The sequence below is a fragment of the Mesorhizobium sp. RCAM 06353 genome (genome assembly GCF_059683585.1).
In genome coordinates this window covers 323516-349813 of sequence record NZ_JCASIY010000002.1, presented here as the reverse complement: position 1 = coordinate 349813, position 26298 = coordinate 323516, and the positions used below count along the sequence as shown (strand labels likewise).

21 protein-coding genes and 5 pseudogenes are annotated in these 26298 nt (G+C 59.8%); 15 read left to right on the top strand and 11 right to left on the bottom strand.

What is annotated here, in order from left to right:
* Nucleotides 1–48 precede the first annotated feature (48 nt).
* From AC56QX_RS37935 to AC56QX_RS37920, 4 genes are all read left to right on the top strand, one after another.
* Nucleotides 49–183, top strand: coding sequence for a hypothetical protein (locus AC56QX_RS37935; RefSeq protein ID WP_497118451.1), 135 nt, complete (start codon nt 49–51; stop codon nt 181–183).
* A gap of 201 nt (nt 184–384) precedes the next feature.
* Complete coding sequence (locus tag AC56QX_RS37930) at nt 385–1359, top strand: hypothetical protein (protein ID WP_497118449.1); 975 nt, start codon at nt 385–387, stop codon at nt 1357–1359.
* An 861-nt stretch (nt 1360–2220) separates the two neighbouring features.
* Nucleotides 2221–4044: a glutamine--fructose-6-phosphate transaminase (isomerizing) gene (gene glmS, locus AC56QX_RS37925; RefSeq protein ID WP_258580842.1), complete on the top strand. Its 1824-nt coding sequence runs from the start codon at nt 2221–2223 to the stop codon at nt 4042–4044.
* Nucleotides 4045–4709: 665 nt separating this feature from the next.
* Nucleotides 4710–4964 (top strand): helix-turn-helix domain-containing protein, encoded by a 255-nt coding sequence (locus AC56QX_RS37920; protein WP_183465667.1) that lies wholly within the window; start codon nt 4710–4712, stop codon nt 4962–4964.
* Nucleotides 4965–5935: 971 nt separating this feature from the next.
* Here AC56QX_RS37920 and AC56QX_RS37915 read toward each other — a convergent pair.
* Nucleotides 5936–6325, bottom strand: coding sequence for a hypothetical protein (locus tag AC56QX_RS37915; RefSeq protein ID WP_497118863.1), 390 nt, complete (start codon nt 6323–6325; stop codon nt 5936–5938).
* 612 nt (nt 6326–6937) lie between these two features.
* On the opposite strand from AC56QX_RS37915, the gene queC reads away from it, so the two are divergent.
* Genes queC through queE form a run of 3 tightly spaced genes read left to right on the top strand, consistent with a single transcriptional unit; the run spans nt 6938 to nt 8723 of the window.
* On the top strand, nt 6938–7636 hold the full coding sequence (gene queC / locus AC56QX_RS37910) for a 7-cyano-7-deazaguanine synthase QueC (protein ID WP_497118862.1): 699 nt from the start codon (nt 6938–6940) through the stop codon (nt 7634–7636).
* Nucleotides 7636–7992 (top strand): 6-carboxytetrahydropterin synthase QueD, encoded by a 357-nt coding sequence (queD, locus tag AC56QX_RS37905; RefSeq protein ID WP_258580774.1) that lies wholly within the window; start codon nt 7636–7638, stop codon nt 7990–7992. The genes queC and queD overlap by 1 nt, the downstream gene beginning before the upstream one ends.
* The gene (gene queE, locus AC56QX_RS37900; protein WP_497118861.1) at nt 7989–8723 is read left to right on the top strand and encodes a 7-carboxy-7-deazaguanine synthase QueE; all 735 of its coding nucleotides are present in this window, start codon (nt 7989–7991) and stop codon (nt 8721–8723) included. The genes queD and queE overlap by 4 nt, the downstream gene beginning before the upstream one ends.
* Nucleotides 8724–8964: 241 nt before the next feature.
* Here queE and AC56QX_RS37895 read toward each other — a convergent pair whose 3' ends face one another.
* Nucleotides 8965–9297, bottom strand: a complete 333-nt coding sequence (locus tag AC56QX_RS37895; RefSeq protein ID WP_497118860.1) for a hypothetical protein — start codon at nt 9295–9297, stop codon at nt 8965–8967.
* A gap of 59 nt (nt 9298–9356) precedes the next feature.
* Here AC56QX_RS37895 and AC56QX_RS37890 point away from each other — a divergent pair, with 59 nt between their 5' ends.
* Nucleotides 9357–10472, top strand: a complete 1116-nt coding sequence (locus AC56QX_RS37890; protein ID WP_497118859.1) for a hypothetical protein — start codon at nt 9357–9359, stop codon at nt 10470–10472.
* 744 nt (nt 10473–11216) lie between these two features.
* Nucleotides 11217–11611: pseudogene (locus AC56QX_RS37885) on the top strand (IS110 family RNA-guided transposase); the annotation flags it as partial.
* Here the strand turns inward: AC56QX_RS37885 and glyA are convergent.
* From glyA to AC56QX_RS37870, 3 genes and pseudogenes are all read right to left on the bottom strand, one after another.
* A pseudogene (glyA, locus tag AC56QX_RS37880) lies at nt 11549–11728 on the bottom strand (serine hydroxymethyltransferase); the annotation flags it as partial. The pseudogenes AC56QX_RS37885 and glyA sit on opposite strands and share 63 nt — an antisense overlap.
* A gap of 475 nt (nt 11729–12203) precedes the next feature.
* A complete protein-coding gene (locus AC56QX_RS37875) occupies nt 12204–12416 on the bottom strand; it encodes a hypothetical protein (RefSeq protein WP_497118858.1) in 213 nt (70 codons plus the stop codon).
* A 64-nt stretch (nt 12417–12480) separates the two neighbouring features.
* Nucleotides 12481–12951 (bottom strand): annotated as a pseudogene (locus AC56QX_RS37870) (TlpA disulfide reductase family protein); the annotation flags it as partial.
* Between the two features lie 652 nt (nt 12952–13603).
* Between AC56QX_RS37870 and AC56QX_RS37865 the strand changes: the two are divergent.
* Both AC56QX_RS37865 and AC56QX_RS37860 read left to right on the top strand, forming a co-directional pair.
* A complete protein-coding gene (locus tag AC56QX_RS37865) occupies nt 13604–13768 on the top strand; it encodes a hypothetical protein (RefSeq protein ID WP_497118857.1) in 165 nt (54 codons plus the stop codon).
* Nucleotides 13769–14604: 836 nt separating this feature from the next.
* On the top strand, nt 14605–15318 hold the full coding sequence (locus AC56QX_RS37860; RefSeq protein ID WP_497118856.1) for a DsbA family protein: 714 nt from the start codon (nt 14605–14607) through the stop codon (nt 15316–15318).
* Between the two features lie 1054 nt (nt 15319–16372).
* On the opposite strand, the gene AC56QX_RS37855 is transcribed toward AC56QX_RS37860, so the two are convergent.
* On the bottom strand, nt 16373–16609 hold the full coding sequence (locus AC56QX_RS37855; RefSeq protein WP_497118855.1) for a hypothetical protein: 237 nt from the start codon (nt 16607–16609) through the stop codon (nt 16373–16375).
* A gap of 160 nt (nt 16610–16769) precedes the next feature.
* Here AC56QX_RS37855 and AC56QX_RS37850 point away from each other — a divergent pair, with 160 nt between their 5' ends.
* Nucleotides 16770–17969, top strand: coding sequence for an IS256 family transposase (locus tag AC56QX_RS37850; RefSeq protein WP_497112602.1), 1200 nt, complete (start codon nt 16770–16772; stop codon nt 17967–17969).
* A gap of 98 nt (nt 17970–18067) precedes the next feature.
* Here the strand turns inward: AC56QX_RS37850 and AC56QX_RS37845 are convergent.
* The 5 genes and pseudogenes from AC56QX_RS37845 to hemN all read right to left on the bottom strand — a co-directional run.
* A pseudogene (locus AC56QX_RS37845) lies at nt 18068–18955 on the bottom strand (TlpA disulfide reductase family protein); the annotation flags it as partial.
* A 475-nt stretch (nt 18956–19430) separates the two neighbouring features.
* On the bottom strand, nt 19431–19865 hold the full coding sequence (locus AC56QX_RS37840; RefSeq protein ID WP_497118854.1) for a Y4lK-related protein: 435 nt from the start codon (nt 19863–19865) through the stop codon (nt 19431–19433).
* 55 nt (nt 19866–19920) lie between these two features.
* Nucleotides 19921–20244 (bottom strand): hypothetical protein, encoded by a 324-nt coding sequence (locus tag AC56QX_RS37835; protein ID WP_497118853.1) that lies wholly within the window; start codon nt 20242–20244, stop codon nt 19921–19923.
* A 136-nt stretch (nt 20245–20380) separates the two neighbouring features.
* Nucleotides 20381–20863: pseudogene (gene bioZ / locus AC56QX_RS37830) on the bottom strand (3-oxopimeloyl-[acyl-carrier-protein] synthase BioZ); the annotation flags it as partial.
* Between the two features lie 151 nt (nt 20864–21014).
* A complete protein-coding gene (hemN, locus tag AC56QX_RS37825) occupies nt 21015–22364 on the bottom strand; it encodes an oxygen-independent coproporphyrinogen III oxidase (protein ID WP_497118852.1) in 1350 nt (449 codons plus the stop codon).
* 156 nt (nt 22365–22520) lie between these two features.
* Between hemN and AC56QX_RS37820 the strand changes: the two genes are divergently transcribed.
* The 3 genes from AC56QX_RS37820 to ccoO all read left to right on the top strand — a co-directional run bounded on the left by AC56QX_RS37820 (nt 22521) and on the right by ccoO (nt 26288).
* Nucleotides 22521–23267, top strand: coding sequence for a Crp/Fnr family transcriptional regulator (locus AC56QX_RS37820; protein WP_497118851.1), 747 nt, complete (start codon nt 22521–22523; stop codon nt 23265–23267).
* Nucleotides 23268–23934: 667 nt separating this feature from the next.
* Nucleotides 23935–25566 carry a cytochrome-c oxidase, cbb3-type subunit I gene (gene ccoN, locus AC56QX_RS37815; RefSeq protein ID WP_497118850.1) on the top strand — a complete coding sequence of 544 codons (1632 nt, stop codon included), beginning with the start codon at nt 23935–23937 and terminating at the stop codon, nt 25564–25566.
* On the top strand, nt 25557–26288 hold the full coding sequence (gene ccoO / locus AC56QX_RS37810; RefSeq protein WP_497118849.1) for a cytochrome-c oxidase, cbb3-type subunit II: 732 nt from the start codon (nt 25557–25559) through the stop codon (nt 26286–26288). The genes ccoN and ccoO overlap by 10 nt, the downstream gene beginning before the upstream one ends.
* Nucleotides 26289–26298 lie beyond the last annotated feature (10 nt).

Below are 26298 nucleotides of genomic sequence, written 5' to 3'. Positions count from 1 at the left end.
CTCCAGGCTTTGGATGGTTCGCTGCCGGAGTATCCTAGGAGATCGCCATTGCCCTGTTCGGGAGACGGCGAGTCGAAGAAGATTGGTCTCATCCGGGCAGCAATCTTCGCGATCAGGGTGCGTCGCGCCGTCCGACGTGGCCGCTACCTGATGGGCGGCGGCTACAGACAGTTCCTGGTGTAATTGTGGTGACAGCCTAGTATTTGGCTTATTCCAAAACACGCAGGGATCTGTCCGCATCCGCCCATGACGGGCTTATTGTGCATTGCACAAAACCTGACGCGCGGTTAGTCTTTCCACTGCGGGAATTGGGTTTGGGTAATACGGACGAAGCACTGAGAACCAAGGCTTCGTTGATAGTGCATTCATACCCCGAGGACCCTGATGACCGATACGCACCCCAACAAAGCCGGCGCTGCAAGCCTTGAGGCGATCGCGCGAAACGGCAGCATGCTCCATCGCATCGCTGTGCGCATCCCGACCTATCTCTCGGATTTTCGAGAGAATCCGGCGTGGCTGCCGATGTTCATGCTCGCCCGGACCATGCCGGCACGGAAAATGCACTGGCGTGGTGCAAAGCCTGTTCGAGTGCCGCAGAAAGCCCAGGACACGATGTTTGCTGGCGTCAATCGCCACGATGTTGTCGACGCTCTGCGGTCGGATGGGCTTTTTTCCGGTCTCGTCTTGCCAACAATGGTCTCTGAAGATGTAGCCGCATTCGCCAGGTGCACACCTTGCTTCGGCAATTTCGACCGCCGCCTCGAATTCATGCCGACGGAGCATGCGGAGGCTGAGGTCCGGTTTGGCCGTCCGTTGCTCAGCGGCCACTATTTCGAGCGCATTCTGGGCTGCAAGGCGGCACTCGCCATCCAGAACGATCCGCTGCTCATGGATATCGCCGCGCACTATCTCGGCGGCCAGGCGAAGTTGATCACCACGCGTGTCTGGTGGAGTTTCCCGACCGGCCAAGCCTCCGACGCCGACAAGAACCTGGCTTCACTTGGCAAATACCACTTCGACCTCGACGACTGGCGGATGCTGAAGTTCTTCTTCTACCTGATGCCCGTCGACGAGGGCACCGGCCCCCATGTCTATGTCCGAGGCAGTCATAACCGCCGCGCCCTCAAGCACCAGCTTACGCTTCTCGTCGGCCATCCCGCGCAAGAGGTTCTGGATGTCTACGGGGAGCAGAGCCCGGTCACGCTGACCGGGGAGGCCGGTCTCGGTTTCGTCGAGGATCCGTTCGGCTTCCATATGGGCACCGTGCCGGCCCGCAGGCCACGGCTGATGATGGAAGTCGGCTTCGGCGTCTCTCCTCCATCGCGCCGCCGCTTCCATGGCGAGCCTGTGATCCGCTGATTTCGAAAAGTCACGAAAAGAATAAGGCTATGGCGCCATTCCAGTCTGTTCGGCGCAAAAGCGGTTGTCTGCACATCCGTTGGATGTGGCTGGCGCTATGGGTCTCGCCATGGCGCCAGCCAGCGCATGTTCGAATCGAGGTGCGATGGCGCCGATTTCCGCGGACCGGCTCAGCTGCCAAACTTGAATGAATCGATCTCAAACCGGGCGTCGATGCGCGACGACGACCTTAAACCGAGCTCGGAAGGATGCATGCAACCGGCTCCTCTCGCGCCAAAATATCCGCATCAGGTCTTGCCAACGGCCGATCTCGCGCGCGGCGGCGCGGGGCTAACGCAGGCGTACGGGCGCCTGTAACGATAACCGGATCGGGCGCGGTGCGGGCGTCGGCCGCGTGCTTGCTGGCGCGACCGCTTCGCCGACTTCCGGCAGCGCGTCGTCTTCAAGTCCCACGTCGTCAAGCTGGATGGAAAGGGTCTTCAGAGCGCGCGTCGCGCCTCAACGATCTGCCGACGCGAGTGGATTGGAAACCTCATGGAAAGGACTACGTCGGCGGTTGTGTGGGGAGGTGCGTAGCCGGGATGGCCGCGCATGGCCGGCCGACCGATGTTGTTGCTTAGTGCCGCGGGTGTGAGCTTGCGTTCGGTCATGAGAGTGTCAGGCGCAACGAGGAGTTTAGATCAGGGCCCGCGTCTTAGTCTATGCCCGCGTCTTGGTCTATCCATAGAGTGGATGGTAGCTATCCTTACAATCAATTGTACCGATATTACCAAATACTACTACAAGATCCTGAATGAAAGCGGGCCGGGTGGGTGTCGTCTCACGTGGGCTGAAGCTGCCGGGAAGAATGCGGAGACGAACATGTGCGGGATTGTTGGCATTGCTGGGCAACAGCCGGTGTCGGATCGGTTGGTCGACGCGTTGAAGCGTCTGGAATATCGCGGCTATGACTCGGCCGGCGTTGCGACGATCACCGAGGGCGCCTTGCACCGCCGGCGCGCCGAGGGCAAGCTCGTCAATCTCGAGACGAGACTGAAGGAAGAGCCGCTGAGCGGCAACATCGGCATCGGCCACACGCGCTGGGCAACCCATGGGGCACCGACTGAACGCAACGCGCATCCGCACTTTAGCGATGGTGTGGCCGTCGTCCATAACGGCATTATCGAGAATTTCGCCGAGTTGAAGGACGAATTGGCGGCGGCGGGAGCCGAGTTCCAGACCGACACCGACACTGAGGTCGTCGCGCATCTCTTGGCAAGACACCGCCGGGAGGGCATGGGGCGAGGTGAGGCGATGCATGCCATGTTGAAACGCGTCAGGGGCGCCTACGCGCTTGCCATTCTCTTCGAGGATGATCCATCGACCATCATGGCGGCGCGCAATGGACCGCCGCTGGCGATCGGTCACGGCGACGGCGAGATGTTCCTGGGCTCCGATGCGATCGCGCTTGCTCCCTTCACCAATGAAATTACCTATCTCATCGACGGCGACTGGGCCGTAATCGGCAAGACTGGCGCCGATATCTTCGATTTCGACGGCCATCCTGTCGAGCGTCCGCGACAGACCTCCACGGCCGCGGCCGATCTCGCCAACAAGGGCAACCATCGCCACTTCATGGAGAAGGAAATTTACGAGCAGCCCGAGGTCATCGCGCATGCGCTCGGTCACTATATCAACATCATAGAGAATCGCGCCGACATGGTTTCTGGCATCGATTTCGCCAGAATCCCGAGCTTGGCGATCTCTGCCTGCGGCACCGCCTATCTCGCCGGACTGATCGGAAAATACTGGTTCGAGCGCTATGCGCGCCTGCCGGTTGAAATCGACGTTGCGTCCGAATTCCGTTACCGCGAAATCCCGTTGTCGCCGCAGTCGGCGGCTCTTTTCATTTCGCAGTCTGGCGAAACCGCTGATACGCTGGCATCGCTGAGATACTGCAGGGAGCTTGGGCTGAAAATTGGCGCCATCGTCAATGCCCGCGAATCGACCATCGCTCGGGAGGCCGATGCGGTCTTCCCGATCCTTGCCGGACCGGAGATCGGCGTCGCCTCCACCAAGGCTTTCACCTGCCAGCTTGCCGTTCTTGCCGCACTCGCCATCGCCGCCGCCAGGGCCCGCGGAACCGTAACCGAAGACGAGGTGCAGGCGCTCGTCAGGAGCCTCGCCGAAGTGCCGCGCGTCATGGGCCAGGTACTCAACAGCATCCAGCCACAGATCGAGTTCCTCTCGCGTCAACTGTCAAAGTGTCGTGACGTCCTGTATCTTGGCCGCGGCACCAGTTTCCCGCTGGCGATGGAAGGTGCGCTGAAGCTCAAGGAGATTTCGTACATCCACGCCGAAGGCTACGCGGCGGGTGAGTTGAAGCACGGTCCGATCGCATTGATAGACGAGAACATGCCAGTTATCGTTATCGCGCCACATGATCGCTTTTTCGAAAAGACCGTCTCCAACATGCAGGAAGTGGCTGCCCGTGGCGGCCGGATTATCCTAATCACCGATGAGAAAGGGGCAGCCGCATCGAAACTCGACACCATGCATACGATCGTGCTGCCTGCCGTCGACGAGATTATCGCGCCGATAATTTTCTCGCTGCCGATACAGCTTCTTGCCTACCACACGGCGCTCTTCATGGGCACAGATGTCGACCAGCCGCGCAATCTCGCAAAATCGGTCACCGTCGAATGACTGTGACGTTTTTATAGGTGGCGATGCTCGTCCATCCGAAAGCGCCAACACCTGTCTAGAACTGAAGCTCGGATGAAATCCAACAATCGCCATCCCTTTTTCGGCAGGTCGGGCAATTGCGCAGGGCAGCCGGATTGAGCTTGCTCAAGCCGACGTCAGCACAGAAGCCCGCGGCCCTTTCGGCTGGATCCTCGGCCGCCCCATCCTTTCAGTCTGCGAATAAGCATCGGCCGCTTAAAAAATTTGGTTAACAGCGCTAATCGATGTGTGATTCAAACATAGCGCGTTTTTCGCTGCATCGGCGGCGGACATTGGTCGAAGGTATCAGCGTCCGCTAGGCTGGGTGGACGGTGCTGGAGGCGGAGGCAGGGGGAGTTCGAGTTGCTGTTCAAGAATGCCATCGGCGAGGATGAGTCGCGTGGGATCGCAGGACGAATGCGGTACAGTTGATCGGGCCATCTCAGGGCAGGCAGGTTCTTGAAACTTGATCAGAAGCAGGTGAGTCGCCATGTTCCGACCTGGCTGTCCATTTCAGGTGGCCCATTTTATGGATGACGCCGGTCCGGCCGAATCGACGTCCATTTTTTTGATTTGCTGGGTGCGCGCCAGGTCCGGGAGGAAATCTCCCGATTTATCAGGCGCTCCTTATCTTCTTGGAGGTGTCTATGAAGGATTCGCGCAGTCCCGAGCCAGTCTTGACGGCTATGTCGCAGGGGACCCACATCATCCGCGCTTATCGTGAGCACCTTGGATATTCGATCGAGGACCTCGCAGTGGCGTGCGGGCTTGCCGCTGAGGAAATCCAAAACATCGAGTCGGGTCTGAGGTACAACAAGGGCTATCGGGATCGGATAGCGAGATCGCTGTCCATACCTGTGGGAATTCTTGAGGCAGAGTCGGACATATCGGACGCCGCGTGATGTCGGATAATCTGCAAATGAGTGGCGCAGTACCGCCAAGAGAATTCTCGTCCAACTGTCCGAGTCAGGAATTGCACAAGGGTTCGCCGAATATGAAGTTGGAACGCTTCTTCATACTGTCTTAGGCGATATCGCCGCCCGGAGTGCTGCGACATGTGCACGATAGCATCGGCTCGTGACGAAGGTTTGCCAACGGCGAACTCATGCTGGTCGGCAACGCGATACTGGCTGGAGCATCAGGTTGGCCGACGCCAGAAGGCATTCGCGTCTCCCCGTTCTTCGTTTCCAGGACCCGGGCGCTCTTGACGTTCGACTGTCAGTCGCAAATTACACATCACAAGGAGCGATGCCCGCTGTGCTCTTGTCAGAGCGGCGCGATGTCGGCCGTGTCGGCCGATCCTGCCCAACCTGGTGGGCCGCTCTCGCACCCAGACACTGCCGGGTTGACTATGGGTGTCGGAACCGCGAAAAGGGGCCGCTCTTCATGAGTGGCGTGCGCCGGCAGTCTAACCCCAAGCCCCCCGCCCAGGCTGCCGGTGCGCTTCTAAGGAACGTCGACATAGGACACAACGTTTCCTTGTCCGACTTACGCCTCGATCAGATCCCGAGCTGCCAGCCAGTGTTCGACCGTCGCTTCCGCCTCTGGCTGGCGCCCGAGGCGCTTCCTCCAGCGAGGAGAGCCGATCACCATGGGTGCCGCCAGTTCTGACGCTCACCCACGTGCCATTTGCGATCTCGTGTCGGTGAGAGCACCGGAAGCACCTCCCTGCTTGAAAAGGGCAGGGCAGCTTGCGTCGCCCCTGTTGTTACTATTCTTCGCTGTGGGTCGGTGTCGTCCTTGGCTTCGGAATCGGGACATTCGACTTTGCAAAAAAATAGGCCGCCGGAGCCGTTTTCGAGCACGACAATCATGCCGGCAGTGCCGGCAACGATGCCGCATGCAAAAATCCACAGATGGTTCTAGCCAAATGCTAGCTGCCCAGCATATGTCCGGCATTTCGCAAGGCGCCTAGGAAGAGACTGGCATGGCCGTTGGCATCGATCTTGGCCTGCATCGACAAAGGCATGCTGTTCCAGTTTTCCAATGGCGCAATGAAATGTGAGAAAGTACCATTGACGATGCAATGGTGGGTAACAAGGCCCTGTCTGTCCAACGCCAGCACACCGGTTTGGTCGCCCTGATATCGGATGGCTGCGACCCGCTGGACCTCCGCGTCACCGTCGACGCGCACGTCGAAAAGCAGGATACCGCGGCTCCTGGTGGCTATCTCCGCGGCCTTTTCAGCGAAGCTTAAGGAGAGAGAGCGGACGCTTTCGACCGCCATCTGGAAAACCATCGAATCCAGTTCATCCACTGCCATAAGGTAACTGCACGTAACACGGGGGTCATTGCAATCGACGCACACGGCTTGTTCACAGATGTCGGCTCACGACCGATCATTTAGTTTGGGTTTGCCGGTCGGCCACTGACCGAGGGCGTGCTCCGGTTCGAACCGATCCTGAAGCGGAATGCGCGGGATCTACGGAACCCGAAGAGCCGGCCAGCCAAGTTACCGCGACAATTGATGTCGATCATTCCAGACATCTGCATTTCGGCGCGGCTGCGAGAAAATGCCACCTGGTAAATCCGTTCTTTGCGGCAAGCCCATCCTCGGGCCGTCTTGTACATGAAACCCTCGCGTGGCGTCCCTCGAAGCTCGGCACCGCCGGGCGCTTGATCGAAGCGTCGAGAACCCTGTTTCCGAAGAGTCGTACCTCCTTCAGAGCATATTCTGGTACGCCTTTGAACATCCACTGAAGCGTCCGTTTCCGTGTTCCCTGCAGGCTCACCGCCTGAGCGCGCCTTGCACACAGCGGCACGTCCGCGCATGAAACTTGTCCCCCGTTCACTTCACAAAATGGATTTCCTGAAGTACTGGGAGCGCAGAGAAATCTCCGGTCGCAGCCTACCCGGTTAAAACAAGGACCCAACGATGAAAACTCTAGTCGTCTGCTCCGGCGGATTGGACTCCGTTACTCTTGCTCACAAGGTGGCAGCGGAGTACGAGCTCGCCGGCCTCCTATCTTTCGATTACGGCCAACGGCACCGGAAGGAATTGGGATTCGCCGCCCTTTGCGCTGAACGACTGAACGTACCGCATCGCAGCATCGACATCCGCCAAATCGGCCGCGGCCTTTCCGGCTCCGCGCTGACCGACGGTGTGGATGTGCCGGATGGGCACTACGCCGAAGACACGATGAAGGTCACCGTGGTGCCGAACCGGAACGCCATCATGTTGGCCACCGCCTTCGGTCTCGCCGCCGCGCACAAGGTCGAAGCGGTGGCGACTGCCGTGCACGGTGGGGATCATTTCATTTATCCCGACTGCCGTCCGGCCTTCATCGACGCTTTCCAGATGATGCAAGACCGCGCGCTCGACGGCTACGCGAAGGTTCGCCTTTATGCGCCCTATGTGAATCTCACGAAGGCAGACATCGTTAGGGATGGAGCAACATACGGCACGCCATTTGCGCAGACCTGGTCCTGCTACAAGGGCGCCGAGCGTCACTGCGGGAGGTGCGGGACCTGCGTCGAGCGGCGCGAGGCGTTTCATCTCTCTGGGCACCTGGACCCCACCGACTACGAGGACTCCGACTTCTGGCTCGATGCGCTGCGAAGGAGGATCGCATAATGTTTCGCATCACCAAGGAATTCCACTTCTCGGCCTCGCATCAGCTCACCTCGTTGCCGCCCGATCACCAATGCGCGCGCCTGCACGGGCATAACTACATCGTCGAAGTGGAGCTTTCAGCGAATGGACTGAACGACAACGGTTTCGTGCGCGACTATCACGATTTGGCGCCATTCAAACGCTATATCGACGAGAGCTTCGATCACCGACATCTCAACGACGTGCTCGGACATGAGCGAGTCACCGCGGAATCCCTGGCCAGACATTTTTATCTATGGTGCAAGGCACTCCTGCCCGAAACCTCGGCCGTGCGGGTGAGCGAAACGCCGAAAACCTGGGCGGAATACCGGCCATGACCGATACGCATCCCGCAATCCGCGTGAGCGAGATTTTCGGGCCGACGATCCAAGGCGAGGGCGTGCTCATCGGTTTGCCGACGGTCTTCATCAGAACAGGCGGGTGTGACTATCGCTGTTCCTGGTGCGACAGTCTCCATGCGGTGGACAATCAATACCGCCATGAATGGGAGATGATGCCAATCGACGCGGTATGGCAAACCGTCGTTACGCTTTCCGGCGGCCGGCCAGTAATGGTGTCGCTATCAGGCGGAAATCCGGCCATTCAGCCGTTTCGTACGCTCATCGAGCGAGGCCATGGTGAAGGTTACCGTTTTGCGCTCGAGACCCAAGGTTCGGTGGTCAGGGACTGGTTTGCCGACCTCGACGTGCTGGTCCTCAGCCCTAAGCCGCCTTCAAGCGAAATGAGGACCGATTGGGCCACTCTCGAGGCGTGCGTCGATGCGGCGCAGGAGAAGCCGCAGATCGTGCTCAAGCTCGTTGTTTTCGACGAGAGCGACTACGCCTACGCGAAAGGCGCCGCCGAGCGATTTCCGCGCCTTCCGGTTTACCTGCAACCCGGCAATCACACGCCGCCCCGTCCTGGCAACGAAGACGCGTCTGTCGATCTGGACGGAATAATGAAACGCATGGAGTGGCTGGTTGAAAAGGTAACCGGCGACAGGTGGTTCGACGCCCGCGTGCTGCCGCAGCTGCACGTTCTGCTGTGGGGCAACAAGAGGGCCGTCTAGCCTGCGTCTTTCGCACTGGAACTGCGTCTGCGGATCTTCGGTTAGCAGGGTCGGCCCCCATTGACGGCGTTGTCGGGGTACTTGCGGACTTATGGTACCGGCACCAAGAGCGTGGCCAGCCGCGTTTGATCCGACTTTGATGGGGCATCCTTGTGGTCCGAATTCAGGGATGCGCGATGGGCCAGATTGTGCATGGGAGCATCACGACGACAGAGGTGATCCATCGAGCAATACATCATGGTCAAGACGGCCTGAGGACGCGGGCCAACGCTACGGCACAAATCACAAGACCGTTGGCAAGCTGGCGCAAGAACTCCATGTCCATCACCGCATGCAGGTCCATGACCGACAACCCCTGCGCCCACTCAAAGGTTGGCGCGACGCTACCATTAAACAGTATCTCGTATCGCGATCCCGGCGCCTCCTGCAGTTGGCACAGTTCTTGCGGCGTCCTGCGCGAATGGGCGAGATTTAGCCGATCGACCGAAGCACCGGTTCCCGACCCCAGGGAAAGCTCCGCAAAGCAACTGTTTTGTCCTCGTTGATTATCGAACTCAGGGATCTGCCGATCCATTTTTCAGGGGAGGGCGGTGCCGCGCGTCTTTGGTCGATAAGATGGATTGGGAGAGGACCATGAGTGTTCAAAGCAAGCGATTGACCCGATTTGGCATTGCGCTGGAAAACAGGCATAACCTTCGCATTGAGGAGGTTATGCGCCTCGGCGTACTACGCGATGGAGTCCAGCTTCTCACGACAGAAATCCGGTTACCGATCTTGGGGCAAGTGATCCCCCGCATCGAGATTGAATTGTCCAACGGAGTATTCCGAAAGAAAATCACCGCGAGAGTGAACTCCGATTCGCCCTTCATGTTCGACGGCGAGGCGTTGATCGCGACAATCAATGGTGTGACCGAGCACGTACCCTGCCGTCAATTTATTGATCCAGACAGAGCGCCGACCGGTATGTACAATTTCGGCATAACACGCAAAAATGGCGCTCGCAGCTTCGTTTTTGATCATCATGTTTATTGCTGCTATTCTTGTGATTATTGCTTTAAGGAGAACGAATGGGAGGTAATGGCCATACGCGGCGGGGGTAGCACAGACTACCAATCCAACTTCCAACAGTGCCTCTCCTATATTGAGCGTAACGGTCCTAACTTCAACAGTCTGTATGACATTGTCTGGCTCTGCACAGGGAGCATCAAGGACGAAGCACAAGAACTCGAACGGCACGCGGCACTCGCACGACGACTGCGTGACGCAGGCTACGCACACGACATTTATTTATCCCAGGTGGTTCCTCCGAGCGTCAGGAACGACCGAGTACGACGGATAGAATATCTTACTCAACTTCGGGAAGCAGGCGTCACACGGTTTAATACTGGTGTCGAGATAGTCGGCGCCGAGGTGCGACGAAAATACATCCGCGGCTTTAAAGGCACGTATGTCTTCAGCGACTATTTGCCTATTTTCGCTGATGCGGTCGACGTTTTCGGTCCCTTCCGTGCCGGCAGTTGCCTCCTGACCGGAATAGAACCATCCGACAGCACGATCGCTGGACTAAAAGCTCTTGCCGAGCTTTCCGTCGTGCCCGCGCCAACTGTGTTCACTCCGTTCGTGACAAAGCAACTGGCTATCTCCTTCTGTTTCGATCTGGACGAACTGCTTGACGCTCACGCTCGTTTCCACGCCCTGATCAAGCGTCATAAGCTCCCGGTATTTTCGGGCGTGTTCAGCCTTGCCTGACCGATTTCCCATCCGACCCGGAACTTATGACCTTCGTGAGCTGACCCACTCCAATCAGCCAAGGGCGAGGAAAGATGAAACACATAATGCCAGCCTGTTCAGGCTTGAGCGCGGCACTGGGGCAGCGTGGTTAGACGCAACCGCTTTCGAACGATCCGCCGCGAACTCCATCCACGATATTGGACGCCCGCTTGGCTGACGCGGTCAAGCAATTGACCTTCGAGATCGCGGTCTAACGTGGCACCGCACTTGGACTCAAGTCAGCCGACGGTCGCTTGAGGGATCGACCCGTTGTTTCTTTTCGAAATCCGCAGAGCTGGCGTCGACGGCTCGCATCCGGCGCAGCTGATCCGAGCGGTGCGGCGGCAGCCCAGCGTTCGCGCGCCAGGAGCGCAACTATTGTCGCAACGCGGCCGGTCGACTTCCGTCATTTGTGGCGCGCCGGACTATACGGGGTCGCAGCGGCAATCGTTTGGCCGCTGCCAGACTGCGGTGTAACGCTCAGAGTGACCTCCAATCCCCGACACTCAGCCCTTCTCTCGATAAGGTCACGCGCCAGCGGCGCGTGCTGAAATCCGCACAAGCACGGAGTGAGGTCCGGCGCGTTTCTCGCGCCGCCGCTATTTCGCCTTCTTTCCTGCCGCGCGACCAGCCTGCGCATTCGCTCGGTGGCCGCATCTGGTGTCCAGATCTCCGGCAGGTAGCTGGCCGCGTACAAGCTGGCCAGCGTGCCCGCGTCAACCTTATCTCGGGCTGAATCCGAGCGTCAGGCAATCAGGACCCGGGCCTGCCTATCATGGACGCATTACCAAGCAGGGATGCGGACATGTTGCCGCACGACCTGATAGCGGCCCGCGGCATGCTCGTCGAAGCGGCTTGGGCGGCACCACGCGCGCCGGGGCCACTCCGTGCCTTCTTCCTGCGGGTGCGGGCCCGCCGCGGCCAGCACGTCGCCGCCGTCGCGACCGCGCGCAAGCTCGCCGTCGTGAGTCTGGCATCTGCTGATGAAGGGGGAGGGCTACGCGTGGGCAAGGCCGTCCTTGCACGCCAAGAAGCTGCGCAACGTCGAGCTCAAATCCGGGAACCTCGAACGCAGCGCAGAGGTCGGCAACGTCTCTGCGCACTCTGGCACGAACATTTGTGTCATCGAGCTGGCGGCAGACCAGGTCAATGAAAGCGGCAATCTGCACCATTTCCCCCTCGCGCATGCCCATGGAGGTCACTGCTGGCGACCCCAAGCGGATCCCGCTTGTGAGCCCGGCTGCTCAAGGCAGGCCGCACTGTGCCACAATGCCTACCGCCGCGACGAGATTGACGCCGAGAGCGTGCGCCATCTGACGCTGGCGACCAAGGACCGGCAGAAGGATGCGGTTTCTCCGCTTTTTTCACAGGAAAGGCGCACCAAGAACGGGGCACACCTCAATACAAGCGTCCGCAGCGTTCAACATACGTTCGCTTGGATTAAATCCTGGCAGCATTCGCCCCAGGATCATAGCGTTAAGGAACAGCGAGCCACCCAGACGCGGATGAGTTGTGTGCCCAATCGCCAAGCTCAAATTTGAAGGGCGACCACCATAGCGGAATGCAATATTCTGCGCATTTGAAGCGCCAGATAAACCTCGTTTATTTTTACCTGCCCCGCTCATATTTATTTGTTCTTTCTCTTTCTTCTGTCGTCTAGATATCAATCAACAGACGACACAAAATCGTGCAACAAATTACTACGCCAACCTAACCAATAGCGCATGCTTCCGGGCTCATTCTCTTCCTACTTTCTGGCAGAGAGAGCGCAATTCTGCTTTGATTTCCTTCCGGTCCAAACCTTCGGAGCTTTGCTTCGTTGTCCGGCAACAAGGCGACGCGCTCTTGATTTCCGAGAGCGCCGTCTTCCAATCCTCTGTCTTCACCGCCGTCCAAAAATTCATCATCGATCGCCTTCTTCAACGCTTTGTTTGCGCGTTATGGGTTCGTTTCTGGCGATCCGCTCCGTGTCGGCGGCTTTCGCTTAAGCGCTGGCGCGCCAGCTGCCGTTAAGCACCTTCGGCAAGACCTCATCGAGTTCCATCGGATGACCGATAAAGGCGATGTGGCCGTCTCGGTCGACCACGAACATGGTCGGAATCGCGACAGAAAAGCTGGGCTCCATCCAAAGCTTGTCCATTTCGCCCGTGGAGTCGAACGCGATCCGATAGTTCAGATTCGAGCACTTTTCGGTCAACCACGCGTCCAACTTGGTTCGGGCCTCAACGGCCGTTGGAGCGTCTTCAGAAGCCGCGACTCCGACGACCTCAAGTCCGCTGTCTTTGTATTTCTCCTGCAGCTGCACCAGATGGGGCATCGCCGCCACACATGGTCCGCACCACGTTGCCCAAAATTCGACAATGTACACTTTGCCGGGCTGGAAGTTCGTGAGGGGCTCGCCACGCAGCCAGTCCTCCACTTTGATCGAAGGAGCCGGGGACTCCATCCGCAATACCATGTTGCTCTCCAAAGCTATTGCCAAAGGTTGCGCGCTTTATGCGCGAGCTTGTTTCCCCCTTAGAGACGGGGCAGAAGGTTCAAGGAAAGGAGAGCATCGCTCGTCTTGTTCGTCTGCATGCAGTCAGCCTTCACTCAGTGGTGCCGAATCTCAATTTGCAAAGGCCGTGCCAACACCTCAGCGCCCAGTAAGCGCCATTTGCCTTGAAAACCTCCACAGTGCCCAGATGTCGGTTGTAGTGAACCTGACATTTTGTCTGCCGCTGTCAGCCTTTGGACACGGGATCACGCGCTTCGCGCCGCCAGAAGGCATGGCCATCGGCACGGTCCCGAAGGGCCAAGACCATGAGCGCGCGTGCGACACGCCGCATGACGTCGTCTAACGCATCCGATGCTAGGCCTCACGCCGTTAAAGTCGCCGCACGCCAGATCGTCGTGAACGAGACGTTCAAACTTGACCCGGGAGCTCGAGTCGAAAAACGGCGCGAGGTTTGGCCTTGTTCGGGGGCGCCGGATAAGGAGGGCGCGAGGTCGGCGGCAATGGCGGGACTATGACTCGGCGCCTATCTTCGCCCGCCTTTGGAGCTCTCCGACGACGATGTGGTGCGCGCGCTCACCATCGTCATGGCGAGACGCTGGAGGCCGGATGCGCCGTGGTCCAGGCGGTCGGTAACCATCTGAATGTCGGCATGGGCGCATTGTGGCAGCCGGACGATGCCTTCTTCGATCTCCTGCGCGACAAGGAACTTGCCGACGCATGCTGGCCAACGTTGCAGTCGAGCGGTCGCGCGGACAGCAATTTCGCCGAGAAGGTCTAGACGCAGAAGACCGTCGTCCGCGACTTCCTGTCGGGCGAGAACGGTCGCCAGAAACTCGAGACCTGACTGCCGCGCTGGATGAAATTCCCGGTCGAATGCTACTCCAATCACGGCGGCTTCCGCACGGCCGATCAGTGGGCCAAGGTCCAGTCGCAGTTTGCGCCGCCAACCGCTGAATGAGCGGACTGGGCAGGGCGGCGGGGATTCCGCCCCCGTTCCTGCAACGCGGCTGCTTCCGCCGTAGGTTAAGTTGCGTGTGCACGGATTCGCCAGCAGCGAGTGCTGGAATCCGCACAAGCACGGCGCGAGAGGCCCTTATCAATTCCGGAAACCTGCTCGTTTCTCGGCGCTGTCGCAATTGGCACGGAGTTTGCGACGACCCTGGTGGTGCAACGTTCGACCGGAGCGCAGCGACGGGAGATGCCCGGGAGGGAAGGAACCCACCTCGATCCGGTCAGGAGACAAGTATGTTGAATATTGTGATCCCGCAAACCGCAGCGCGAGTCCCGCGCCTCGCAAGCCCTCTTATCCGCAGCTTTACGTGCAGGTTTGTGCTGCAGTCACGCTCAGCCATCGCACTCGGCCGCCTGAAGCCGCTCGGCGAACGGCGATACGGCTGGGCGGTTCGCGCGCACACAGCCCCGCTCACGGATGGTTCGGCTGATTGGGCGCAGCCGTCATACCGCAACCGCCAGCTTGCACCCCTTCGGATAGCACGAGCACCCTTAACCTCCCGTAGTCCGGGAACAGCGGGGCAAGACAATAAAGCGATGGCCCCTTCACGTCAAAGCCAGCCGTTGCTGCCCGTCCGTTCACTGTTGATTGGAGCCTGAGCCATGCCTGAACTAAGAGCCAGCCTTGTCGCTCTTTTAGTCCTAGCCCTGCTTCTTTCTGGGCTGGCGGCGCGATATCATCCAGTTGCCACAGACTACCTGCGCCAGCTCGAAGACCATCGTCGGCTTGCCGCGGATTGGCGGAAGCTCATTCCGGAGCAGCGCGACGCACTCCTCAACGACCCCGCTGCGCCAACTGCTGGCAACCCGAATGGCGACGTCCCTCTGGTGGTGTTTTTGGACTACAACTGCCCGCACTGCTGGACGGCAGACCTTATCATCCAGCAAGCCCTCAAGGACGATCCCAATCTGAAGGTTGTCTACAAAGAGTATCCGGGCAAGGGAACGGGCTCAAAATTCGCCGCAGTGGCGGCGCTCGCCTCCCGCAAACAGGGAAAATATGAGCCGTTCCATCACGCCCTTATGGCAGCTCGCGGCCGGCTCAGCGAATTCTCCATCCTGACTATCGCACGACAGGTGGGCCTCGATGTTGAGCAGCTCAAGCGGGACATGGATGATCCGGCCATCCCAAACGCCCTCGAGCGCAATCGCGCGCTCGCCACCAAGCTGTACATCACCGGCACGCCGGCGTTGGTGCTCGGCGACGAAGTGATTGCAAAGGTGCCCGAGATTCCCACGCTGAAACGCTTAATCGCCAAAGAGCGGGAAAAAACTAAGCGTTATAACCCTGCCGGATCACCAACTTCGGCATTTTGAAAGTGGTGGCGGCCGGTGCAATGCGCGTTCTCTGGCCATGCGTGCTGCCTCTCGCGCCGGGCCAAATCTGTTACGTGGCCGGCAACGCGGTAGTCGGCGGACCACGCCGTTCTATCGGTAGCGTGGCAGTCCCGCAGTTAGCGCGCTTTCCTCAACCTGGCCGAACGCGATGGCGCATCTCGGGATCTATTCAGCCGGCCTTGGTCTTCCCGTCCCGCCATCGGCGTCTTTCACCGAAAGCCTCGCCAAAGGGATAGGCACGGAGCGCGCCGGTCGCGTGCTTCAGATCGCGGCCGGCGCGACGATGATCGTCATGGGCTTTCGCCCCCTGGGTGATCGTACAAGTCCCCATTGTCAGAAGGATCGGTTGACGTGGACGCCGTCGGCGCCAAGCTCGCGCCGCCTGTCGACAGCGTGGCCCTTGGCGTGTTGATAAAGCCGCAGCGGTCGCAAGAAAGCCCGTTCGGATTGACGAAAATGACGTTGCCGCCATCCCATACACCTCCATCATGCCATTCAAGGCCGAGGCTCTGGTCGAGGTCACCTCATTGGGATGACGGCGGCCGGAATTGCCTGGACCAAGCTGCCAAGCTGTGAGACCGACACCTCATCTATGGAGTTGTTGAGGATGGCGCCGGTGTTCGGGATTGAAGTCCTGTATCGATTGTGCGACAGGCCTTCCCCGTTGGACCGCCGGCGAAGGCATGCGTGGGCGCGGCACCACATCGCCAAAGGCATGCCGCCAGCCAAGCCATCCCTTGTGCGTTGATGGCCATGCCGCCAAGATCGCATTCGCTACCGGCATGAAGCCTCAGTGTGGTGGAGGTGTCGAGAGGCACTTGCTCCAGACTGGCGATCGGTTCGAAGCGGACAAACACGTAGCTCAGCTCATAGCCTGCCTAGCCGAAGGCGCGTATCGTAGCGGGCCGCCGTCCCTCTGACATAGGCCCAAAAGATCGGGCCAGGCGATTTCGCAAGCCGGGCGCGGGTTTGCACCGTTCGCATCAAAAAGCTGTCCGCCCGGCCAATTCTGTCCCTCACATAAACCTGACGGTCAGCCGCAAACGGTATACCACCTGTCGAACCGGCCATTGTTTGGAGCCGCACATAGAGCGCCGTAACAAACCTTCTCACCCTTGAAGTTGGCCAGGAACTGCAGCAAATGCGATATTTTGCGCTGTTTATCTCCGTCCCGGATAAGCTCCGGACCGTCCAGCGACTTCAGTGCCAGCTCGATCAGATCGATCGCCCGATCTTTGTTGCCGCTCTCGTGATAGTACAGAGCTGCCACCGGGGTCGCGTCCCCGGACGTGGTGTAGCTCGGCGGTAGCGAAGCCGCTCGCGAGCGCGCCCTCAACAGCGCCGTAGCGAGCGAGCGGCTTTGCGGCGGTCATCGATGTTCCCCGGTAAGGTCGGGTTGCTGACACCAACCTGATTCGAAGGAACCACCGATGACCGACGACATGATGAACCTGCGCACGCTCGTGGAGAAGACCCCCGACGCCGATATCTTGCGCGAGATGATCGGCTTTGCCGCCGAGCGGCTGATGGAGCTGGAGGTGGGCGCCGCCACCGGCGCCGGCTATGGCGAGAAGAACCCGCTGCGGACGGCTCAGCGCAACGGCTATCGCGATCGCGACTGGGAGACGCGCGCCGGCACCGTCGAGCTGCGCATCCCGAAGCTGAGGAAGGGCTCCTACTTCCCCGGTTTCCTCGAACCGCGGCGCATGGCCGAGAAGGCGCTGACCGCCGTCATCCAGGAGGCCTACGTCCAGGGTATCTCGACCCGCTCGGTCGACGACCTGGTCAAGGCCATGGGCATGAGCGGCATCTCCAAGAGCCAGGTCAGCCGGCTGTGCGAAGAGATCGACGGCAAGGTCAAAGCGTTCCTTGAAAGACCCATCGAGGGCGACTGGCCATACCTGTGGATCGACGCCACCTACCTGAAGGTGCGCCGCGGCGGCCGCATCGTCTCGGTCGCCGTCATCATCGCCGTCGGCGTCAACGCGGACGGCCGGCGCGAGGTGCTGGGCATGGAGGTCGGCACGTCTGAGGCCGAGCCGATCTGGACGGAGTTCCTGCGCAAGCTGACCCGCCGCGGCCTGCGCGGCGTCAAGCTCGTCGTCTCCGATGCCCATGAAGGCATCAGGGCGGCCGTCACCAAGGTGCTGTGCGCGACATGGCAACGCTGCCGCGTCCACTTCATGAGGAACGTGCTGGCCCATGCCGGCAAGAGCGGGCGCCGTGTCGTCTCCGCCTTCATCGCCACCGCGTTTGCCCAGGAGACGCCAGAAGCCGCAAGCACGCAATGGCGTGCCGTCGCCGACCAGATCCGGCCGAAGGTGCCAAAGCTGGCGACAATCATGGACGACGCCGAGCCCGACGTGCTGGCCTACATGACCTTCCCCAGAGAGCACCGCGCCAAGCTGCATAGCACCAACCCGATCGAGCGCCTCAACGGCGAGATCAAGCGGCGCACCGAGGTCGTCGGCATCTTCCCCAACGATGACGCCATCGTCCGCCTCGTCGGCGCGCTCCTGCTCGAACAGAATGACGAATGGGCCGTGCAGCGGGCGCGCTACATGACGCTGGAAACCATCAGCCAAATGAGCGATGATCCTCTCACCAGCCTGCCAGCCGTGGCACGCTGATCATCCCGGCCCTATGCCGGAGAGCGCGGCGACCAAGCCGTCAGCTACACCACTCCCTGGGACACGATCGCCACCGGATAAGGCAGGAGCTTACATTGGTCGCTTTCTGGGGGATTCAGTGCCAGAATGTGTTCGGACAGCTGTTTTCCCATCGCCAAGCGTTCAGCAGACGGAAAGTGCGAATAGTCAAAGTTCGGAAAGAAGAGTTCGTCTAGCGCCGCAATCATCCAATTCTCGGAGTTTCTGTTAATCGCGTCGCGAACGAATTGGCGCATGACGGGCAAGCCGGCCTGCATGTCGCGCATTTTGTGAAGCAACAGATTCACATGAGACCGGCGGAAACCGAGCTTGTCCGGCAACAAGGCGATGCCCTCTTCGATCGCCGAGAGCGCCGTCTTCCACTCCTGTTTCTCCACCGCCGCCCAAAATCTATCATTGATCGGCTTCTTCAGCGCTTGTTCGCGCGCTATGGTTTCGCCTTCCGCGATCCGGTCCGTATCGGCCGATTTTGCTTGATCGCTGGCGCGCCAGCTGCCGTTAAGCACCTTCGGCAAGACCTCATCGAGTTCCATCGGATGACCGATAAAGGCGATGTGGCCGTCTCGATCGACCACGAACATGGTCGGAATCGCGACAGAAAAGCTGGGCTCCATCCAAAGCTTGTCCATTTCGCCCGTGGAGTCGAACGCGATCCGATAGTTCAGATTCGAGAACTTTTCAGTCAACCAAGCGTCCAACTTGCTTCGGGCCTCATCGGCCGTTGGAGCGTCTTCAGAAGCCGCGACTCCGACGATCTCAACTCCGCTCTCCCTGTATTTCTCCTGCAGCTGCATCAGATGGGGCATCCCGTCCACACATGGTCCGCACCACGTTGCCCAAAATTCGACGATGTACACTTTGCCGGGCTGAAAGCTCGTGAGGGGCTCGCCACGCAGCCAGTTCTCGACTTTAATCGAAGGAGCCGGGGACTCGATCTGTAATGCCACCAATGTTGCTCTCCAAAGCTTGCTTTCTGCGCGAGCTTGTTCCCGCTCAGAGAGACGGCACACGGGTTCAGGGGAGAGAGCATTGCTCGTCTTGCCCCATTGCGTGCAGTCACCATCAAGAGTGCAAAAGCCGTGCCAGCGCGCTCAGCGCACAGTAAGCGCCTGATTGCTTGGAAAAACCTCCACGTGCCCAGATGGCCGGTCGTGATGAACCTGACATTTTTGCTTGCGGACGACGCGGCTGAGGTGGTCGTCGACTGGATGAGCGACATCGACCCGACCGGGGCGGATATGCGCCTCCATGCCGGCCAGCCCGAGGACTATACCTGCGCGCCACCGGCGCGACGCGTGGCGCGGTGTCTACATGACCCCGGGAACCGTTCGGTGGGCCGCGCCGCCGTGAGACGCAGCGGAACTTGCCTGGTAATCGGCCGCATTCCGGCATCTCTGACTCGATCCCGGCAACACGGCGAAGTTAACACGGCCGGCTCACTGGCTGCATGACCAATTCGCCATGTTGGGACAAGCCGGAAAGCGCCGTCACCGCTGTTGTCGATCGGTCCGCGCGTTGGCGGGGCAGGCGCGGTTTTGTCCCGAGGATGAACCCAACCCCGTGTTCCCTACTGTGCCATTTTTCGTTTTCGGACCAATGCGTCGGCGGCGAACCGGGATCGAGGTACCGACCGATGGAAAGCAGGCAGGCAACGATCTCTCGTATCAAAGAATCGCGGTCTTCAAACGCTTCGCCTATGCACTCCAGCTCATCGTGCGCCGCCAGCGTTTCTTCGACGTCGCCAAGCACATAGCGAGTATCGCCGACAGCACAGATATCGCAGCCAGCCTTCATCAGCGTCACAACGAAGGCGGGGATATCGCTCGCCTTCATCAGTCGCTTGTTACCTGTCATCATAAGCCTGCCCTCAATTGACGGCGAAGAGGCTGGAGCTGAGCCTTAAGTTGGCACATCAGCTTGAGCGTGCGTCTGTCGATCCGCCAAGTTGATCTGCGTGGGGTACCCCCAGCAGCTTTGACTCCGGCAGGTGTTCACCGGGAGCTTGGCCGATGACGACAATCTCATCTGCCCCGAACCTGTCGGTGCTAAGCCCTTTCGTTTGGACTGCTTTGCCGTGCTCGATCTTTTGCCAGTGACCGTTTCGCGGCCGTGCAATGTTGTAGGCATCGCAAGCCCGCGCGATATGCTGATCGCGAACTCCGAGTTCACGGGCGATCTGTGTCATCGGCTTGGCCCAGACCAAATCATAGAGCTGAGCCCGGCTTAGGCTGACCATTGACGCCTCCCATATCTTATGTCTCGGACCACCCGACCCTGGGGTTCTCTAAGCTTAGCGATTCTCGCTGTCTACGCTCGAATGCCTGCGCCCTTCCCATCATACAAGGTCAACTCTACGCAGCCGGTTGCCGCCGCTAGATTCCAACGACGAGTGCACCGCCGCTCAGACCCGCGCCTGCTGCCGCCAGAAGAATTTTCTCGCCCTGCCGAAACGGCTCCGTCTGGTGGGCCAGCGACAGCGAGAGAGGGATCGTCGCGGCGGAAGAGTTGCCGTATTCGGCGATCGTCTTGACGATCGCGTGATCGGCAATGCCGAGGTTCCTCCCGACGGCATCGAAAATTCGGGCGTTAGCCTGGTGCGGAACGAACCGATCGATATCCCGCGACCGCATCCCGGCCGCGGCGAGCGCGTCCTGCGAGCAGGCAGTCATCATCTCCACGGCCTTGGCGAACACTTCGCGGCCGTCGGCGATCGTCAAGCGGGTTTGGTAGAGGTCAAGATTGCCGTGGAATGGTGTGTTGCTTCCTCCGGCGGGAATCTGGATCAGCCCATAGCGCGAGCCGTCGGAATCCACCGAAGCGCCGAGAATGCCCCGATCCGGCTCCTCGCACGGGCCGTGGGGTGGACGACGCCGGAAGGCACGACCGGACGCCTATGGCCCAAGACCTTCGTATCTGGTCCGCAATGCGACGGTAGCCGATGAATGGTCAAAACGTAGCGCATCGGTTCACGATCGACTGAAAACCGTGACCGGTCCTCTGCGGTGCTCAGACTGCCACCGAGTGCCTGGCCGTTCCACTTTCAAAATATTTGTCGAACTTCGCCGCAATGCTCCTCACGAAGGGACGACTTTCCGCCAGCACGACGAAACTGTCGCCTTGGAGTTCAAGCAGTCGAGCAGGATCCTGAAGAGCGATTGAGCCGGCCTGAAAAAGGAGCTTTTGGCCGGCTTCCCCGAAGCTCTCCACCAGGTGGATCGCCGAGAAGGCGAAATCGCACATCAGCCGCTCGATGATCCAGCCACGGACGCGATCGTCGTCGGAAAAGGCGATGCCGCGGACGGCGGCCAGCCCGCCATTGGCGACCATACGTCCGTACTCAGCGGTCGAAGGATTGTTCTGCAGGTAGCCCTGGCGAAACCGGCTGATGGACGAAGGACCGACACCGATCAGCGTCTCGCAGCGATCCTCTGTGTAGCCTTGGAAGTTGCGATGCAGGGCCCCTGTGCAGGCCGCCACCGCCAGCGCATCGCCCGGCTTGGCGAAATGGTCGAGGCCTATTGCTTCATATCCCTTGTCCAAAATCGCCCGCGCGGCGAGTTGCGATTGCGCGAACCGCTCCGTGGGACCGGGGAGCCATGCCTCGTCGATCATCGTCTGATGTTTCTTGAACCAGGGCACGTGAGCGTAGCCGAACAGCGCCATCCTGTCCGGCTCCAGGGTGAGCGCTTGCGCGACGGTGGAACACAGGCTCTCGCTGGTTTGATGCGGCAGGCCGTAGAGCAGATCCAGATTGACGGACTCGACGCCGCGGGAACGAACTCCGTCGACGACTGCCTTGGTCTGCAAAAAGCTTTGTTCGCGGTTGATCGCCTTTTGCACTTTCGGATCGAAATCCTGCACGCCGAGGCTCGCCCGCGTCATGCCGATTTCGGCAAGTGCATCAAGGCGTGCCTCGTCCATATCGTTCGGATCGATCTCGATGCTGATTTTCGTATTCGGAACAAAATCAAAGCTGTCCCGCATGAACGCGCCTAGAGCCACCATATCCTCAGGCTTCAGCATTGTCGGCGAGCCGCCGCCGAAGTGGATTGCGCGGACGAAGACCTTCCCGCTGGTAAGGGCGGCAACCGTCGCGATCTCCGCGCGTAGCGAGCGCAGATAAGCGGTCACCGGCTCATAGTGGCGCGTCTGCTTGGTATGGCACGCACAGAACCAACAGAGCCTGTCACAATAGGGAATATGCAGGTAAAGCGATATCTCGTCACCGCCTTCGAGGGCCTCCAACCAGCCTTTCTGGACCGCCGCATCGACGCCCGGATGGAAATGCGGCGCGGTCGGGTAACTGGTGTAGCGGGGGACGTTCTCGCCAAATCTGGCAGTTAATTCCGGTCGCATGTCTTGGTCCACCGTGTTTGAGTCGCCGGAACTCTGGACGCGTCGAACAGCCAAAGCCCTGATTTCGGTCAACCTCCAGCACGGACAAACTGCCGCAACGATTTTTCTACCGTCGATTGCTATCCTGCTGGCACTTGGGATCGGTAGAGCGATGGAATGACAGTACGGCAAGATATTCATAGTTCCGGCATTCCCGTTCTTTGCCTACCTTGCGAAGTACGGCACCGCGGCGTCTGCGGTGCGCTCGATCCAGACGATTTGGCGCGGCTCGCCAAGACTTCGTCGCGGCACAAGATCGAGCCGGGGGTCGAACTGATCGGCGACGCCGAGGCCGTCGACAGCTATTCAAACGTGCTTTCAGGCGTGGTGAAGCTGACGAAGAGCCTTTCGGACGGCCGCCAGCAAATCGTCGGCCTCCAGTTCGCACCGGATTTTCTGGGACGGCCCTTCAAGGTGAAAAGCGCGATCAATGCGGAAGCGGCAACCGCTGTCTCGCTGTGCTCGTTTCCGAGGGCGGCCATCGAACGGATGATGAAGGAATCACCGGAACTTGAGCATCGCCTGCTCAAGCAGACGCTGAACGAACTCGACGAGGCACGCGAATGGATGGTGACTCTGGGGCGCAAGACCGCACCGGAGAAGGTGGCGAGCTTTCTCCTCATGATCGCCCGGAATATCGATTCCAGTGTTGGCCCGGCGGCCAGGTCGGCGTGCTTCGATCTGCCGCTGACGCGTGCCGACATCTCTGATTTCCTTGGACTTACAAACGAGACTGTGAGCCGCCAGCTGACCAGACTGAGAATGGACGGCGTGATCCGGATCGAGAACAATCGCCATGTCACGGTGGACAGCGTCAGCCGGCTGGAGCAGCGCTGCGGTGGCCGAGGCGCAACCGCCCTTTAGATGAGACCTAAGCGCGCGGGGCCGTCGCCTACTCCGACCCGCAGCAGGATTTGTTCGCGTTCGAAAGGGATGTGTGTCGCCGCAAGCCTTCGAAGAAAGCCGCGCAGAATGAAACCGACGGCTTCCGCATTCTCCACCGTCTCGCCATGGCCGATCGCTAGCAGAATTCAGTCACCTCACCAGCAAAGCACTCGTCTTCGACGTGTTCGGCGCGCAACCGCCGGGTAGAAGCGAGGCTGGCATCGCCGCCAACGACAGCGGCCTCGTAGGCGGGAAAGACGATCGTTTCTTCATATTGATGAACGCTTGCGCAAAAATGGGAGGATTGCGTTGGCCGTGCCGAGGCACTTCAGGCGATCGACGCTGGGCAGCGCATCAGCGATATTTTCCTAAGCATTGCAGAGCTGCAGTTTTCCCTGTGCGCGCGCTTCATCACATCACACGGAATCGCCTCCACGCCGGCCGGCCCGCAGACGCCGGACTTGTCCATGAGCGGGGCGGCCCGTGCTGCGTTTCCTCGTTCAATCGCCACCTTCTGATCGCACCGAACTCGATGCTGCCCGAAGCAAAATCCTGCGATCTGACATGGATCAGGGCGAGCAGGCGGCGGCTGCGCAATCAATGCACTGCGGAGTTGGGTCCGCCGGAATTGGAGTCGGTACTTGCGATGAAATTCGGCACTGAGATCGTCCTTCTAAGCCTGTTTGCTTTTGCGGCCCTGGTGGCTGCCGGCTTCGGCGTAGACGAACCTTTTCGCCAGCATATGTGGGTTTTGTTCTTCGCCGTGGCTGGCTTCACTGCGATCCTGTTGCGCAACACGGAGTTCAAGCCAGCAGTTCCGATCCACCCCGCCGATTACATGGATGGGCCGATACGCTACGGGGCCGTCGCAACGGTGATCTGGGGGGTCGTTGGCATGCTGGTCGGTGTGGTCATCGCGCTGCAGCTCGCCTATCCGGATCTCAACATCGAACCCTGGTTCAATTTCGGTCGCTTGCGGCCGCTGCATACGTCGGGCGTCGTTTTTGCTTTCGGGGGCAATGCACTGCTTTGCACATCCCTGTATGTCGTGCAGCGCACCTGCCGCGCCCGGCTGTTTGGCGGCGATCTCGCCTGGTTCGTGTTCTGGGGTTACCAGCTTTTCATCGTCATGGCTGCGACAGGCTACCTGCTCGGAATCACCGAGAGCCGCGAGTATGCCGAACCCGAATGGTATGTGGACCTGTGGCTGACCATCGTCTGGGTCGCCTATCTCATCCTATTCCTCGGCACGATCCTGAAGCGCAAGGAACCGCATATCTACGTCGCCAACTGGTTCTATCTGTCGTTCATCGTGACCATCGCGATGCTGCATGTGATCAACAATCTGTCGATGCCCGTCTCGTTCGTTGGCTCAAAAAGCTATTCCGCCTTCTCCGGCGTACAGGACGCCCTGACGCAGTGGTGGTACGGCCACAATGCCGTCGGCTTCTTTCTGACCGCCGGCTTTCTCGGCATGATGTATTATTTCGTGCCCAAGCAGGCGAACCGCCCCGTTTATTCCTACCGCCTGTCGATCATCCACTTCTGGGCGCTGATCTTCCTCTATATCTGGGCTGGTCCGCATCACCTGCATTACACCGCTCTGCCCGACTGGGCGCAGACGCTTGGCATGGTGTTTTCGATCATGCTCTGGATGCCCTCCTGGGGCGGCATGATCAACGGCCTGATGACGCTGTCCGGCGCCTGGGACAAGCTGCGCACGGATCCGATCATCCGCATGATGGTGATGGCCATCGCCTTCTATGGCATGTCGACCTTCGAAGGCCCGATGATGGCGATCAAGACGGTCAACTCGCTGTCGCACTATACCGACTGGACGATCGGGCACGTCCACTCCGGCGCGCTTGGCTGGGTTGGCATGATCTCGTTCGGCGCGATCTATTTCATGGTGCCGAAGCTGTGGAACCGCGAGCGGCTCTATTCACTGCGGCTGGTCAACTGGCACTTCTGGCTGGCGACGCTCGGAATCGTCCTTTATGCGGCGGTGATGTGGGTCTCCGGCGTCATGCAAGGCCTGATGTGGCGCGAATATGACGAGCAGGGCTTCCTGATCTACTCCTTCGCCGAAACCGTCGCCGCCATGCATCCCTACTACATCATGCGTGCCATCGGCGGCGCGATGTATCTGTCCGGCGCCCTTATCATGGCCTGGAACATCGCCATGACCATCTTTGGCTACCAACGCGAGGAGGATCCGATGCCGGGCTCCATCCCCGCCCTCCAGCGTGCGCGATCAGGAGCCAGAAAATGGGCTTGATGGACAAACACGCCATCATCGAGAAGAACGCCACGCTTCTTCTCGTTGGCTCCCTTCTGGTGGTGACGGTCGGCGGCATCGTCGAGATCGCGCCGCTCTTCTATCTCGACAATACGATCGAGAAGGTCGAAGGCATGCGGCCCTATTCGCCGCTCGAACTTGCTGGACGAAATATCTATGTGCGCGAGGGCTGCTACCTCTGCCACAGCCAGATGATCAGACCGTTCCGCGACGAGGTCGAGCGCTATGGGCACTACAGTCTGGCGGCCGAGTCGATGTACGATCACCCTTTCCAGTGGGGATCGAAACGCACCGGACCGGACCTCGCCCGGGTTGGCGACCGCTACTCCAACGAATGGCACGTACAGCATCTTGCCGATCCGCGCTCGGTCGTGCCGGAATCGATCATGCCGAGCTACGCGTTCCTCAAAGACGCGCCGATCGACGTGAAGGACTTCTCGACCCATCTGGTTGCCAACGCGCGCGTCGGCGTCCCCTACACCGACGACATGATCGCGCACGCCAACGCCGATCTGATGGCACAGGCCGACCCGAACGCCGATAGTTCGGGCCTCGAGACGCGCTATCCAAAAGCCAAGGTCGGCGACTTCGACAGCAATCCGCATCAGGTCACCGAAATGGATGCCCTCGTCGCCTATCTGCAGATGCTTGGCACATTGGTGGATTTCAAGAACTACGACGAGGCCGCCGGCTACCGCTGAGGAGTGTGAT